Source organism: Streptomyces sp. NPDC096132, assembly GCF_044763345.1.
GTDB lineage: Bacteria > Actinomycetota > Actinomycetes > Streptomycetales > Streptomycetaceae > Streptomyces.
The window spans coordinates 34,842-49,901 of the sequence record NZ_JBIWGA010000011.1 but is presented as its reverse complement, the minus strand read 5'-3'; the positions used below and the strand labels follow the sequence as shown (position 1 = coordinate 49,901).

The window sequence follows — 15,060 nt, the reverse complement described above, 5'->3', positions numbered from 1 at the left end:
CGTCCGCCGTGCCCCGCCCGGAGGATGACCGGGCCGGGCACGAAGAGGTGCCCACCGGGAACGTGAGAGGCACCCGATGAACACCCCACCCGCCCCCGACCAGAGCTGGCCGACGGACAACAAGTGGCTGCGCGGCCCCTTCGCCCCCTGGACGCAGGAGAGCCACGGCTACGACCTCCCGGTGGAGGGCGCCATCCCCGACGATCTCGCCGGCGCGCTGTTCCGTATCTCCTCCAACCCGCGGTTCCAGCCGCGCAACCTGGACCGCTACCACTGGTGGGAGGGCGACGGCATGGTCGCCGCGGTCTATCTGCGCGAGGGCAGGGCGGCGTTCCGCACCAGCTGGGTGGCGACCGACTCGATGAGGTTCGAGGTCGAACAGGGCGAGGCCGTCTACAGCGGCTTCGTCAACGGCGGCACCCCCGGACGGCTGCCCAAGGGCGCCCCGCCGGCCAAGAACGTGGCCAACACCAACGTCGGCGTCTTCGACGACCACCTGCTGGTCTACTACGAGGGCGGCCTGCCGCACGCGATGCACCCGGAGACCCTGGAGACGTTCGGCACGTACGACTTCCACGGCGGCATCGACGTCCTGTGCACCGCCCACTACAAGATCGATCCGGCCACCGGCGACATGCTCTTCTTCGCCGCGACGGGACCCACGATCACCTGGTACCGCGCCGACGTGAGGACCGGCCGGGTCGTCGACTCCCACACGATCGACGTCGGCATCCCGGTGCTCATGCACGACTTCGTCGTCAGCGAGAACTACGCGATCTTCTTCGTGGCGCCCAACCTGTTCCGCCTCGACCTGGCCGTACAGGGCCGGCCCGGAGTGGTCTGGGACGAGTCGGCGCTGCCCCACGGCACCCAGATCGTGCTGATGGACCGCCGTACCCACGAGGTGAAGTGGTACGAGGCGGGCGGCATGTTCGCGCCGACGCACTTCTCCAACGCCTACGAGATCGGTGACGAGGTCGTCGTCGACCTGAACCGGATCTCCCGCATCGGCAACCCCGCCGGCCGTCTCACCCCGCTCGGTTCCCACGAGTGGTTCCCGCCGGGCTACTCCTGGCAGTGGCGGATCAACACGGCGACCGGGGCGGTCACCGACCGCCGGGTCTCCGGCATCGCGGGCGAGTTCCCGAAGATCAACGACGCCTTCGTGGGCCGGCCGAACCGGTACGGCTACTTCGTCACGACCCGTGGCCTCGCACCGGAGACCATGTCCGACGGTCTGGCCCGCCACGACCACCTCAAGGACTCCACGGTCGTCGTCGAGGGACCGCACCCCCTCACCAGCCCCAGCGAGCCGGCGTTCGTCGCCCGGCCCGACGCGCGCGACGAGGACGACGGCTACCTGCTGACCCTGTGGTGGAACCCGGAGACGGGGCTGAGCGAGCTGCTGATCCACGACGCCGCCGACCTCGTCGCACAGCCCCTGGCCAGGGTGAAGCTGCCCGTCCGGGTGCCGTTCGGCTTCCACGGCAGCTGGGCCGACCAGTCCGTCCTCGACAAGAGCGTCGCCACCCTGCGCGACGCGCGCTGACCGTCGTATCCCCCGAGCCGTCCGCATTCCCCGAGCCGTCCACGAACACCGGAGACCCGCATGAGTACGACAGTCACAGCCGAGGCCGCCCAGCCCTGGGAGGGCAGGATCTTCGACGGCACCTGGGTCCCAGGCCAGGGCGAGCCCCTCGAGGTGACCGCCCCGGCCACCGGCAAGGTCCTCACCACGGTCGGCACCGCCACCCCCGCCGATGTCGACCGAGCCGTCGACCTCGCGAGGAAGGCCCAGCGGGAGTGGGCCGCCCTGCCCTACGACCGCCGGGCGGCGGTGTTCCGCACGGCGGCCGCCCTGCTGGAGGCCGACCCGGACCGGCTGATCCGCCGGCTGGTCCCCGAAGCCGGTTCCGGACAGGGCAAGGCCGCCTTCGAGACCGGGCTGGTGGTCTCCGAATTCCACCAGGCCGCCGCCCTGGCCGCCGAGCCCTACGGCGAACTGCTGCGCAGCACCCGGCCGCGGCTGTCGCTGGCCCGCCGGATCCCCCTCGGGGTCGTCGGGGTCATCTCGCCGTTCAACTTCCCCGGGATCCTGTCCACCCGCTCGGTGGCCCCGGCGCTCGCGCTCGGCAACGCCGTCGTCCTCAAGCCGGACCCCCGCACGCCCGTCTCCGGCGGTCTGGCCCTGGCCGAACTGCTGGCCGAGGCGGGGCTGCCGGAGGGGCTGCTGCATGTGCTGCCCGGCGGCGCCGACGTCGGCGAGGCGCTGGTGACGCACCCGGGCGTGCCGTGCGTCTCCTTCACCGGCTCCACCGCCGCCGGCCGGGCCATCGCGGCCGCGACCGGACCCCTGCTGAAGAAGGTCCACCTCGAACTCGGCGGCAACAACGCCCTGCTGGTCCTGCCGGACGCCGACGTCGACGCGGCCGCCTCCGCCGGGGCCTGGGGATCCTTCCTGCACCAGGGCCAGATCTGCATGACCACCGGCCGCCACCTCGTCCACTCCTCCATCGCCGAGCGGTACGTCGGCAAACTCGCGGAGAAGGCCGCGGCCATCAGCGTCGGCGACCCCGCCGACCCGCGCCACGCCCTCGGCCCGGTCATCGACGAGCGCCAGCGCGACCGGGTCCACGACATCGTCACCCGCAGCGTCGCCCAGGGGGCGCGCCTCGCCGCCGGCGGCACCTACGACGGCCTGTTCTACCGGCCCACCGTCCTCGCCGACGTGCCCCACGACTCCCCCGCGTTCACCGAGGAGATCTTCGGGCCCGTCGCCCCGGTCACCACGTACGAGACCGTCGAGGAGGCGATCGGGATCGTCAACTCCTCGGAGTACGGCCTGTCGGTGGCCGTCCTCACCCAGGACGTGTACGGCGCCCTGGAACTGGCGGGGCGGATCGAGTCCGGCGCGGTCCACATCAACGACCAGACGGTCGACGACGAGGCGGTGGCACCCTTCGGCGGCGTCAAGTCCTCGGCGGCGGGCGGCCGTTTCGGCGGCACCGCCAACCTCGACACCTTCACCGAGGTGCAGTGGGTGACCGCGCAGGCCGCCATCGAGCGCTACCCGTTCTGAGCGGTCTACTCCGGCGGCGTGGGTGTGTCGTGGGTGCGGTACATCGCCTGGACGTCCAGCTCCAGCTGGACCGTCGGGCCGACCACCGCGATGCCCCGCGCCAGCATGGAACGCCAGTTCAAGGTGTAGTCCTCGCGGTGCAGTTCGCTCTTGGCCAGGGCGGCGCAGCGCAGTTCCTCGCCGTAGCCGCCGTTGACCATGCCGAGGTAGCTCGTGTCCAGCGAGACGGACCGGCTCACCCCGTGCATGGTCAGGGTGCCCTGGAGGATCCACTTGCTGCCGCCCCGGTAGGCGAAGCGGGTGCTGCGGAAGTCGATGTACGGGAAGTGCTCGACGTCGAGGAAGTCGGCGGAGCGCAGATGGGTGTCGCGGGTGTTGTTGCCCGTGTTGATGCTGGAGGCGTCGATGCGGACGTGGACGCGGGACTCGGAGACGTCCTGGGCGACCTGGATGCCGCCCTCGAAGCGTTCGAAGCGGCCGTGCACATGGGCCATGCCGACGTGCTTGGCGATGAAGCGGATCGCCGTGTGCGGCGGGTCGAAGAGCCAGGTGCCGGGGACCGGGAGTTCGGCCTGCCGGGCCGGCTGGAGCCACACGCGCTGCGAGGACAGCCCGGCGTCGGCGACGACCTCGACGGTCTCCCGGTGCGGCTCCAGCCCCTCGGCCACGATCAGCAGGCTGTAGCCGCCCGGCGGCAGCGCGGCCGTGAACAGGCCGTACGGGTCGGTGGTGCCGCGGGCCGCGACCTGGTGGCTGCGCAGTTCGGTCACCGTCACCTCGGCGGCGCCCATGGGCTGGTTCACGGGGTCGAGGACCTCGCGGACGACGACACCCGCTCCGGCCGGGAGCGGAAACGCTTGGCCCGGAGTGTCCCCGGAGGCATTCTTCAGACGCCGCCGGAGCAGTCCGCGGGGCATGGGGTTCACCTTTCGGTCTCGTCGGTCAGGAGTGCGTGCGTGGCTCGTCGCCCTCGTACGCCGCTTTCAGTACGTCGAGGACGCCGGCCGTGGTGACGGGCCTCGGGTTGGCATACGCCCGCGCGGTCGCCTCCCGGGCCGCGACAGTCAAGTCGGCTTCCTTCAGGCCGAGTTCGGCCAGGGAGCGGGGTGCGCCGAGGCGGCCGGCGAGGTCCCACAGGGCGTGCGGGGCGTCGTCGGTGCCGAGGGCCCGGCAAAGGGCCGCCATGGCCTCGGGTGCGGCGGGCGCGTTGTGGGCGAGCGCGTGGGGCAGGACCACGGTGTGGGTCTCGGCGTGCGGCAGGCCGAAGGTGCCTCCGAGGACGTGGCACAGCTTGTGGTGCAGGCCCATGGTGGTCGCGCCGAGGGCGGCACCGCAGAGCCAGGCCCCGTAGAGGGCGCGGCCGCGGGCGTCCAGGTCCCCGGGTGCCGCCGCCAGGTCGGGCAGGGCACCCGTCATGGCACGGGCGCCCTCCTCGGCCATCAGCGACACCAGCGGCGAGGCGTCCGGTGCGTACAGGGCCTCGGCCGCGTGGGCGACGGCGTTGACGCCGCTGGTCACGGAGAGGGGCACCGGGAGCGACAGGGTGAGCTCGGGGTCGTAGACGACGCTGCGCGGCAGGACGACCGGGTCGCGGCCGGTGCGCTTGGCGCCCTGTTCGGTCAGGCCCCAGACGGGGGTCATCTCGGAGCCGGAGTACGTGGAGGGCACGGCGATCAGCGGCAGCCGGGTGCGCAGCGCGATCATCTTGCCGAGGCCGATGGCGGAGCCGCCGCCGACGGCCACGCAGCCGTCGGCGCCGACCGCGTGAGCCGCCTCCACGGCCCGCTCGGCCACCTCCGCGGGCACGTGCATCCGGGCCTCGGTGTGCAGTCCGGCGCAGGCCTCGCCCAGTGCGTCGGCGACGGCCCGGGCGGTCCGCGCGCCCCGCGGTCCGCTGATCACCAGCAGCCGCCGCAGTCCGAGCCGTTCGGCCTCCTCGGGGGTGGCGGTGACGGAGGCGCCGGGCCGCAGGACGACCCGCATGGGCTGGGCCTCGTAGGCGAACCCCCTCATGACCGGTCCGGGGTGAGCACGAGGTCGAAGCGGGCGTGCCGGAACGGGTTCGGGACGCCGAACTCCCGGGCCAGGGAGGGGTCGTCGGTCTCGGTGAAGTCCTGGACGAGGCTCTCCTTGACCGCGAACACGGCGTCGGAGTCGAGGTGGTCGCTGCCGGCCACGAAGATGTGCGTGGTGACCGGTGCGTGGCCCTCGGCCGAGGCGATGAAGTGGATGTGGGCCGGGCGGTAGGGGTGGCGTCCGGTGGCCCCGAGGAGAGCGCCCACCGGGCCGTCCGTGGGGATGGGGTAGGGGCTGGGCACGCAGGTGCGGAACCGGAAGCGGCCCTCCTCGTCGGCCGTGAACAGCCCGCGTCCGTTGCCCGCCGGCTGGATCCCGGGCTGCTGGACGTCGTAGAAGCCGTGCCCGTCGGCCTGCCACACGTCGAGGAGCGCGCCCGGCAGCGGGGTACCGTCCCGGGAGAGGACCCGGCCGCTGACCACGCACGGTTCGCCGTCGCCCACGAGGTCGATGCTCGCGCCGAGCTCCCGGGCCGGCGACTCGGTCATGTGGAAGGGGCCGAGGACCGTCGACTCGGTCGCCCCTGCGACGGTGTCCGCGTTGATCGTCTCCACCAGCATCGACAGGCCCAGCACGTCCGACAGGAGGACGAACTCCTGCCGGGTGTCCGTGCAGGTCTGTCCGGTGGCCGTCAGGAAGCCGATCGCCCGCTCCCACTCGGCCTGGGTGAGCCGGGTCTCCCGTGCGAAGGCGTGCAGATGGCGGATGAGCCCGGTCAGCAGCTCCCGCAGCCGGGGGTCGGCGGTGCTCCGCAGACTGGCGACGGCTTCCTCGGTGACGGTGTCCCCGGTGGCCGTGTCCCCGGTGACGGTGTTGTCGGTGGTCATGCCCGCTCCTTGCCCGTGCGAAGGTCAGCCGTGCCCGAGGATGCGCCGCAGCGCTCCGGCGAGCAACCGTTCGGCGTCCTCGGCCGCGTCGGCGTGGCGGAAGGCGACGTACCCGTCGGGGCGCACCAGCAGGGCGCCCCCGTCGGCCACCTCGCGCAGCCGCGCCCAGTCGCCGTAGGGGTCCTCGTACTCCTGGCCGGGCCCGATCACGACGGTGGCGATCTCCACGTCCTGCGCCCGGGCGGCCCGCAGCCAGCCGGTGCCGCCGATGCCGGTGATCAGGGTGAAGCGGCCCTGTCCGACGGTGTCGAGCGTGGACAGGGTGCGGGTGCCGGAGGTGATCCACGCGTGCGGGAGCTTGGCGCCGGGGCGGGAGGAGGGCTGGTGGTACAGCTCGGGGTCGCGGTCGAAACCGGGGTCGGGGGTGCCGTCGGGGACGATCGCCTCGGACGTGTAGCGCTGGTTGAGGTCGACGCCGTGGGCGTTGAACTCGTACACCTTGAAGGCGATCGCCTCGCGCAGCCGGGATCGCTGTTTCTCCGCCGCCCGGGTGTCGCCCTTGCGGGCGGCGATGTTGGCCCACAGCTGCTCGGGGGTCTGCGGGGAGAGCCCGTCGAGCGCCTCGAAGATCGGGGCGGTCTCGCCGATGGACTTGTTGGCGCGGGTGACGATCTGCCGGCCGACCGGGGCGCGCTCGGCGGTGTAGGAGTCCAGCAGCTTCGGTGCGGCGGTGCCGTCGAGGACGAGTCTGAGCTTCCAGGCCAGGTTGTAGGAGTCCTGGATGGAGGTGTTGGAGCCGAGACCGTTGGAAGGCGGGTGGCGGTGCGTGGCGTCGCCTGCGCAGAAGACGCGGCCGACGGAGTAGGTCTCGGCGTACATCTCGTTGACCGTCCACGCCGAGGACGACTTGATGGTGACCGGGATGTCGTCGTCGCCGACCAGCTTGCGGACGACGGACTCGGCGTACTCGGTGGTCAGGTCGGGGGCGCCGGCGGTGACGTCGTACCCCCAGACGATCAGCCACTCGTTCCAGGGCCGGACACAGCGCACCAGACCGGCGCCGATACCGCCGACGGTGGCGCCGGGGGCCAGCACCCAGTACAGGGTGGACGGGCGGTGGGCGGTGTACTTCGTCAGGTCCATGTCGAAGACGATGTTGATGCTGCCGGCCACGCCCATCTGGCCGCCCATCGGCAGTCCGGCGTCCTCGGCGACCTGGGAGCGGCCGCCGTCGGCACCGATGAGGTACTTGGCGCGGATGGTGTACTCGTCGCCGCGCAGCCGGTCCTCGACGGTGACGGTCACCCCGTCGGCGTCCTGGACGAAGGACTTGTAGACCGTGCTGAAGCGCAGGTTCGTGCCGCGCGCGACGGCCGCGTCGATCAGCACCGGTTCCATGAGGTGCTGGGGCATGTCGCACATCCGGGTGGGGCTGGCCAGCTCGTGGGCGGCCTGGACCAGCGGGTCGTTGCCCCAGGAACGGACCCGGCCGAGCTCCTCGCCGGCGAGGCTGGTGCAGAAGGTCGTGTCGCCCATCAGTTGCTGCGGCGTGGCCTTCGCGACGACCTCCTCCTCCACCCCGAGGTCGCGCAGTACCTCCATGGTGCGCTGGTTGGTGATGTGCGCGCGGGGTGTGTCGGCGAGGCTCGCGTAGCGGGTGACGACGATGTTCGGTACGCCGTAGGTGCTGAGCGCGAGCGCGGCGGAGGCGCCCGCGGGGCCACTGCCGACGATCAGTACGTCGGTCACGACATCGGGCTCGACGGTGTGCACGGAAGGGCTCCAGGGAGTGAGGACAGGTGCCGACCGTTCAAGATCATGTAGCGGATGGCGCGGGCGTGGGTGTCTCAATAAGAGACAGTGACCGAGAAGAGGCGGTGACCGCGAAGAGACAGTGACCGAGGGTTGTTGCGTGTTCAACCGTTCCCGGTAGGGTGAACGGTGCCGTGACCACCGCAGAGCACCCTCCAGCAGACCCTGCCCTCGCCTCGCTGCGCAGGGCCCGCGAGCTGTTCCTGAGGGGACGCCGACTGCCGGACGGGGTACCGGAGGACGTCGTCGCCGCGTGGAAGCGCGCCCGGTTCTTCGGCGTGCGGCACGACGCGAGGGATCCCGCGCCCCGGTATGCGGTACCGCTGCCGGAGTCCCCCCTGCTCCATGCCGCCCGGCCCGTTCTCGAACGCATCGCCCCGGTCCTGACCACCGGCGCTCTCGTCCTCACCGACGAGCGGCTGCGGGTGCTGTGGATGACCGGAGCGGACCGGGACCATCCCTGCCGGGACCTCTCCGAACAGCTGGTCGGCCCCAACAGCGCGGCCCTCGCGCTGCACACCGGCCGCCGCGCGGAGGTGCACGGGCCCGAGCACTTCCTCGACCTCTGGCAGGACGTCTCCGCGGTCAGCGTGCCGGTGCGGGCGCCGGAGACCGGGCACACGCTGGGCACGGTGACCGTGTCCTCGCCGCTGTGCGCCGAGTGCACACCGCATCCGGGGGCCCCGCTCGCCGAGGCCGCGGCGAGCGCGGTGGAGACGGAACTCCTCGCCCGGTCGCGGGCGTCGGAACGGCTCCTGCTGGACGCGTATCTGCGGGCGCTGCGGGATTCCGCAGGCCCGGTCGTCGCCCTCGACGGACGCAACCGGCTGGTGAGCGAGGCGGCGGAACGGCTGCTGTCACCGGAAGGGCTGGCGGAGCTGGAGCGGGGCGTGGTCGGGCTCCTCGCGGAGGTGGCCCCGGGGCGGCTCGGCGCCGGAGCGCTCCGGGAGCCGGCGGGCGGCCCGACGCCCGCGGCCGCGTACCGCGTCCGGCTTCCGGACGGCGCCGGGTGCACCGCGGTCCTCACCCCCGTGGCCCACCTGGGTGAGGCCGTCGGGGCGGTGGCCGTGCTGGAGCCGGCCGGGGGCTCCGCCGTGGCGCCGCCACCCGTGCGGCCCGCCGTGGGGCTGGCCGGCCGGTCGGTGCCCTGGCGGCACGCGGTGGGGCGGGCGACGGAGCTGGCCGCGTTCCCCGAGCCCCTCCTGCTGGTCGGTGAGCGCGGCACCGGCAAGACCTCGCTCGCCCGGGAACTGGTGACGGAGCCGGTGACGACCGTGGACGCGGCGGAGGACGAACTCGGTGCACGGGTGGGCGAGTTGCTGGACGGCCGCCCGCTCCTCGTCCGGCATGTCGAGCGGCTCGCCCAGCCCGACACCGCGGCGCTCAACTCGCTGCTCGAAGCCCGTCCGGGCGTACCCCTGCTGGTCACCTACACGCCCGGCGTGCCCCCCGGCCCCTGTCTCCAACGGCTCCTGGACACCCTGTCGGCCCGCTCGGTCACCCTCCCGGCACTTCGCGAACGGCCGCAGGACATCCGGGAGCTGGTCACCGCCCTGACGCCCCGTCCCGCACCGGGCCAGCCCCCGCTCACCTGGACACTGGACGCGCTGCGCGCCCTGGAGCGGCATCCCTGGCCCGGCAACGTCACCGAACTCGCCCATCTGGTGCGGGCGTTGGCCGAGCACCGGCGGGCTGCCGGTCCCGTCCGGCGGGCCGAGCTGCCGGACCCCGTGCGGGAGGGTCCGGCGGCCCGCCCGCTCAGCCCGATGGAGCACGCCGAGCGCGCCGCCATCCTGGAGGCCCTGCACACCCACGGCGGCAACAAGGCCCGGACGGCGGCGGCCCTGGGCATCGCCCGCGCCACGCTGTACCGGAAACTGCGGGGCTACCGGGTCTGAGGCCCCCCGCCGAGCCGCTCAGCGCAGTCCGGCGAGGAACGGCGCGAGGGTGCGGGTCAGCGTGTTGTGCGGGGCCGCGGCGAACAGCGGATCGAGGTGCGCCGGGCACGCGAGGCTGCAGGACGGAGCGGCCGTCGGGGTCGCGGGTGGGCATTACCAGCCAGTGAGTCGGTACCAGATCTGGGTGGATTCGGCGCGGTCGCCCAGTGCGACACCGCCGAGGGCGGATCGAAGACCTGGCCGCCAGACGTTCCCGCACCTCGTCGGGTGCATCGTGCCCGGGCTGTCCGGGCCCGTCGAACGCCCCGCAGTCACACCGCCTGGTCGCCCAACAGCAGCCCGCCGACGGCCGGTTGGGGAACGGCCGGGCCGACGGCGGCCGGTTTGCGGATGAGCAGCAGTGCCGCGTCGTCGTGGAGCCGGCCGCCGACGTGCGCGAGCAGTTCGTCCTGGAGGGCGTCGAGGGTGCGGGCGGGTTCGTCGGTCACATGGCGGGCCAGCCCCTCGACGAGCGGATAGAACTCCCGCCCGTGGTCGCGGGCCTCGGTCACGCCGTCGGTGTAGAGCAGCAGCTGGTCGCCGTCGGAGAAGGGCAGCACCTGGAGGGTGGGCGTCTCGCCGGTGAGGGCGCGCAGGCCGAGGGGCGGCGCGGGGTGCGTGGGCTCCACCGGGGTGACGGCTCCGCGGGCGCCGACCAGCAGCGGCGGGGCGTGTCCGCAGTTCACCACTTCCAGCTGCCCGTCCCGCGGGTAGCCGGCGACCACGGCGGTCACGAAGTCGTCGTGGCCGAGGTTGCGCGCCAGGCTCCGCTCGATCCGGTCGACCACGGCGAGGAGGTCGGGTTCGTCGTGGGCGGCCTCACGGAAGACGCCGAGCACCAGCGCGGCCGTCCCGACGGCCGGCAGCCCCTTGCCGCGCACGTCGCCGACGAGCAGCCGGACGCCGTACGGCGTGGAGACGAGGGCGTAGAGGTCCCCGCCGATCCGGGCCTCGGCGGCGGCCGCGCTGTAGCGGACGGCCGTCTGGAACGGGCCGACGATCTCCGGGACGGGCAGGAGCAGCGCGTGCTGCGCGGCCTCCGCGACCGAGCGGACGGCCGCGAGCACCCGCTCCCGGCGGCCCCGCAGGGCGCTGGCCAGGCCGCTCGCCAGGGTCACGGCCGCCAGGGCGGACAGGACGGCGGCCAGCTCCCGGGCCGGGACGCCGTCCCGGACGCCGAGCACGCCGCCGAGCACACCGGCCAGCAGACCGACGTACAGGACACCGCGCGGGCCGTTGGTGGTGGCGGCCAGGGCGGGGCCGGCCGCGAGCAGGGGCAGCCAGATCATCCCGGCACCGCCGACGAGGTCGACCAGGATCACGCCGAGCACGAGCAGCACGGGCAGGAGGGGTCCTGCCACCATGTGCCTGAACAGGTACGTCGGCCCGTGGTCGCCGCCACGGTGTCGGGCCTGGTTCATGTCGCGTCCGCAGTCCTCGTCTGTGTCGGGGATGTGCACCGGAATGTCCGTTCCCCATAAGCAAACGGGTTCGACTCCGATACCACAAGGCGCGGGATTTCAGATAGTGAGCGACAGGCCCCTGGTCACGCGGTCGGCGGTCGGGATCAGCCGGGCCCGGATCTCCTCGAGGCGGGAAAGCCGGTCGACCGGCAGGGAGACGCCGAGGGAGCCGAGGGTGTCCCCGCTGTAGACGGGTACGGCGACGCAGACCGTGCCGAGGGTGTACTCCTCCAGGTCCGTGACGGCCGGGGCCACGGGCGAGGCGTCCAGCTGCCGGAGCAGTTCCGGGGGGCTGGTGATGGTCCTCGGTGTGAGGTCGGCGAGGTGGTGGCGGGAGAGGTAGTCCTTGCGGGCCTCGACGTCCAGTTCCCGCAGGACCGACTTGCCCAGCGCGGTGGCGTGTCCGGCATCCTCGAACCCCACCCAGAGGTCGACGCGCGGAGTGCGGGGGCCGTCGACGATCTCGGCGACCCGGATCTCGCCGTCCTCGTAGAAGGTGAGGTAGGCGGCGGTCGCGAGCTCGTCCCGCAGCGCGGCGAGCGTGGGCCGGACCCGGCTGAGCAGGGCCTGTCCCCGGCCCCCGGTGTGCAGCGTCCGCAGCTTGTCGCCCAGGATGAAGCCGCCGTCCTCCAGCTTGCGCACATATCCGTCGTGGACCAGCGTCCGCAGCAGGTGGTATGCCGTGGCCAGGGGCAGCTCCGTCTCGCGCGCCAGCTGCTTCGCCGGCGCGCCGTTCTCGTGCGCGCTCACCGCCTCCAGCAGGCGGAACGCCCGCTGGACGGACGTGATGAGCGTGGGACCGTTGGGGCCGTCCTGCCCAGCCATACGACCAGCGTGCGCCGGGCGCCGCCCCCAGGCAAGGCGTGCGCCCTCCGGGCGCCCTGTGACACGTCAGGTCACGATGGTGCGTCGCCGTGCGCGGTCCGCCGAGAGTTCGGCGGCGGCCCGGTGGGCGTCGGCGGTGAGGTGGGGCGAGGCCCACGCCTGCGCGGTGCGGGCGGCCAGGGCGTAGTGCTCGGCGGCGGCCCGGTCCTCGCCCAGGAACCGGTACAGGTCGCCGAGGGCGTGGGCCAGCGGACGGGTCGCGTAGGCCGTGCCGGCGGCGCCCGCGAGCTGCTCCCGGAAGGGCAGCAGATGCCCGACCAGGGCGGTCGCGGTGGCGTGGTCGCCCTGGAGGACGGCCAGCCGGGAGCGGAAGTCGAGTTCCATGCCGTAGAGGTGGTCGGTCACCGGTTCCGGCGGGAAGTCGACCGCGCGGGCCTCGTCGAACCTGCCGAGGCGGGCCAGGGCGAACGCGAACAGGACCCCCACGGACGGTCCCGTGGAGTCGTACACGGGGCGAATGATCCGTTCGACCTCGGCGATGCGACCCTGGGCGACCCTTACGGTGCTCAGCCCGAGGGTGCGCAGGCCGGTGGCGTGATGCGCCCCGACCCGCTGGAGCAGGCCGTCCGCCTCGGCGTATCCGGCCTCGGCAGCGTCGAAGCGGCCGGCGACGGCGGCCAGCATGGCCGAGGTCGCGGCGCCCAGCCCCTGCGCCCAGAGCATCCGGTAGCGGCGGGCGAGGGCCAGCCCGTCGGCGGTGTGCCGGCGGACCGCCCCGGGATCGTTGAGGGCGGCGGCGGTCATGCCGTCGAGGTGCTCGCAGATCCAGCGGTAGGCGGGCAGGTCGTGGTCCCGGGCCAGCTCGCGCAGCTCGGCGACCAGCGGAGGGCGGGCGGTGGCCTGTCCCTCGTGCGGCAGCAGCCTGGCGGAGGTCATCAGCGCGGCGGCCAGCAGGCGTGGCTCGCCGCCCGCGCGGGCGAGGGCCAGCTGGGTGCGGGCCGCGTCCAGGGCCCGTGGGGCGTCCTCGGCGGCCACCGCGTCGACGAGGACCTGGAGCACCCGGGCGCGGGTGGGGTCCTCCAGGCCTGGATCGGCCGCCAACTCCTCCAGCCGGGCCAGCGATGCGCGGTCGTAGAGGCCCTCGAGGCGGCTCCGCCAGGGGGAGGGCTCGGTCCAGGCTCCGTAGACCGCCGCGACCAGGTCGCCCCGGCCGGCCTGCTCGGCCAGTTCGACGGCCCGCTGCCGGGTGCCCCGAGCGGCGTCCGTGGAACCGGCCCGGATCTGCGCCCCGAGCAGGCGCACCAGCAGTCCGACCGTGTCCTCGGGCCGCAGATAGGGGTCGGGCACGGCGGTCGTGTGCACGTCGATGGCCTGCTGGACGAGGCCTACGGCGATGTCGTGGGCGTAGCGCCGCTCGGCGACCTCGGCGGCGCGCAGCGCGTAGTCGACGGCGAGGGGCGCGTCCGAGGGGCTGCCGGAGCGGGCGAAGTGGTGGGCCAGGGCGGCGAGGTCGTCGGGGTGGTGGCGGCGCAGCGCGCGTGCGATACGGCCGTGCAACCGGGCGCGGCGGACGCCGGACAGGTCGGTGTACACGGTGTCCCGGACCAGCGCGTGCACGAACCGCACCCGTCCGGGTCCCGGCTCGGTGAGCAGGTCGGCGGCCAGGGCGGCGTCGAGCCCCTCCACCACCTCGTCCTCGTCGGCGTCGGCCGCGTCGACCAGCAGCGCCACCTCGGCCTCCAGTCCTACGGCGGCCGTGAGCCGTACGGCCGCCCGGGCGCCGGCGGGCAGCAGCGCCAGCCGTCTGCGCAGCACGTCCCGGACGCCCTGCGGCACCTCGGACACGGCGACCAGGGCGCCCTCGCTGGCAAGCAGCCGGGCGCTCTCCAGGACGTAGAAGGGGTTGCCGCCGGTGCGCTCGGCCAGGGCCGCCACGGTCGTCGCGTCGACCGGCTCGCCGCAGACCGCGTCGACGACGGTGGCGACGTCCTCCGGCGGCAGTCCGCGCAGCGCGACGCGGTGCGGGGCGCCGGGGGCGAGCTGGGCGAGCGTCTTGCCGAGGTGCTCGCCGACCTCGGCGGGGCGGTAGCTGGCCAGGGTGAGCAGGGGCACGCCGGTGACGGCGGCCGCCGCTTCGAGCAGGGCGAGGGTCTCGCCGTCGGCGCGGTGCAGGTCCTCCAGGACGACGGCGAGCGGGGCGGCGCCGGCCGCGGCCCGCAGCCAGCCGGCGAACGCGCGGTGCATCCGGAAGCGTCCGGCGGTCGCCTCGTCGCGGGTCGTGGCGGCCACGCTCTCCGGCTCGCGCAGCAGCACGGCGAGTTCCCCGGGCCGGGCCGGGGGCAGGTCCCGGGCGAGCGCGCCGAGCGCCTCCACCCACGCCCAGGCGGGCGGCGCGCCCTCGTACTCGGGGCACCGCCCGACCACCACCGCCCAGCCGTCGGCCCGCAGCACCGCGGCGAGCCGCTCCAGCAGCGCCGACTTCCCCGCCCCCGCCTCCCCGGTGACCAGCACCACCCCTCCCCCGTGCCGAGCGGCCCGCGCGGCGACCCCGAGGGCCCGCAGCTCGCCGGCCCGGCCGACGAAGAGGTCGTTCCCGCTACGGGGCTCACCGCACGCACGGTCCGCCACGGCACCGCCCGCCCCCGGACCGACGACGGGCAGCACGGCGCCCTCCACGACCTCGCCCGACACCGGGCCGGGCACGAGCACGGCCGGAACGGACCCGGCTGCGGCCGGGGCGGGCACGGCGGATGGCGGGGCAGGCACGGCGGATGGCGGGGCGGGCACGGCCGACGCCGGCCTGGCCCCCGTCGCCTGAGCGGAAACATGTCCCGCCGGGGCGGGCACAGCCGCGGGCGTAGCGGCCACGGCCGACGGCGGGGCAGGCACGGCGGATGGCGGCGCGGGCACGGCCGACGCCGGCCTGGCCCCCGTCGCCTGAACGGGAACATGTCCCGCCGGGGCGGGCACAGCCGCGGGCGTAGCGGCCACGGCCGACGGCGGGGCAGGCACGGCGGATGGCGGCGCGGGCACGGCCGACG

10 protein-coding genes are annotated in these 15,060 nt (G+C 74.2%); 3 read left to right on the top strand and 7 right to left on the bottom strand.

The window, feature by feature from the left end; translation table 11 throughout:
- The first annotated feature begins 76 nt into the window (after positions 1–76).
- Together ACIRF9_RS25510 and ACIRF9_RS25505 are read left to right on the top strand one after the other, a co-directional pair.
- Positions 77–1,549, top strand: coding sequence for a carotenoid oxygenase family protein (locus ACIRF9_RS25510; RefSeq protein WP_403826555.1), 1,473 nt, complete (start codon positions 77–79; stop codon positions 1,547–1,549).
- Between the two features lie 60 nt (positions 1,550–1,609).
- Positions 1,610–3,079 (top strand): aldehyde dehydrogenase family protein, encoded by a 1,470-nt coding sequence (locus ACIRF9_RS25505; protein ID WP_403826552.1) that lies wholly within the window; start codon positions 1,610–1,612, stop codon positions 3,077–3,079.
- 5 nt (positions 3,080–3,084) lie between these two features.
- Here the strand turns inward: ACIRF9_RS25505 and ACIRF9_RS25500 are convergent, their stop codons facing one another.
- From ACIRF9_RS25500 to ACIRF9_RS25485, 4 genes are read right to left on the bottom strand one after another with little or no spacing between them, the layout of a single operon-like run.
- Positions 3,085–3,996, bottom strand: a complete 912-nt coding sequence (locus ACIRF9_RS25500; protein WP_403826549.1) for a YceI family protein — start codon at positions 3,994–3,996, stop codon at positions 3,085–3,087.
- 25 nt (positions 3,997–4,021) lie between these two features.
- Entirely contained in the window at positions 4,022–5,092 is a 1,071-nt protein-coding gene (locus tag ACIRF9_RS25495; protein WP_403826546.1) for a maleylacetate reductase, read from the bottom strand.
- Positions 5,089–5,982, bottom strand: coding sequence for a dioxygenase (locus tag ACIRF9_RS25490; protein ID WP_403826543.1), 894 nt, complete (start codon positions 5,980–5,982; stop codon positions 5,089–5,091). Before ACIRF9_RS25490 ends, ACIRF9_RS25495 begins: the two co-directional genes overlap by 4 nt.
- A 24-nt stretch (positions 5,983–6,006) precedes the next feature.
- Positions 6,007–7,755, bottom strand: a complete 1,749-nt coding sequence (locus ACIRF9_RS25485) for an FAD-dependent oxidoreductase (protein ID WP_403826540.1) — start codon at positions 7,753–7,755, stop codon at positions 6,007–6,009.
- A 173-nt stretch (positions 7,756–7,928) separates the two neighbouring features.
- On the opposite strand from ACIRF9_RS25485, the gene ACIRF9_RS25480 reads away from it, so the two are divergent.
- Positions 7,929–9,692, top strand: coding sequence for a sigma-54-dependent Fis family transcriptional regulator (locus ACIRF9_RS25480; protein WP_403826537.1), 1,764 nt, complete (start codon positions 7,929–7,931; stop codon positions 9,690–9,692).
- A gap of 311 nt (positions 9,693–10,003) precedes the next feature.
- Here ACIRF9_RS25480 and ACIRF9_RS25475 read toward each other — a convergent pair whose 3' ends face one another.
- From ACIRF9_RS25475 to ACIRF9_RS25465, 3 genes are all read right to left on the bottom strand, one after another.
- Positions 10,004–11,095 (bottom strand): PP2C family protein-serine/threonine phosphatase, encoded by a 1,092-nt coding sequence (locus ACIRF9_RS25475; RefSeq protein ID WP_403827144.1) that lies wholly within the window; start codon positions 11,093–11,095, stop codon positions 10,004–10,006.
- A gap of 156 nt (positions 11,096–11,251) precedes the next feature.
- Complete coding sequence (locus ACIRF9_RS25470; RefSeq protein ID WP_403826535.1) at positions 11,252–12,019, bottom strand: IclR family transcriptional regulator; 768 nt, start codon at positions 12,017–12,019, stop codon at positions 11,252–11,254.
- Between the two features lie 66 nt (positions 12,020–12,085).
- Positions 12,086–14,728 (bottom strand): ATP-binding protein, encoded by a 2,643-nt coding sequence (locus tag ACIRF9_RS25465; protein WP_403826532.1) that lies wholly within the window; start codon positions 14,726–14,728, stop codon positions 12,086–12,088.
- Positions 14,729–15,060: the final 332 nt, after the last annotated feature.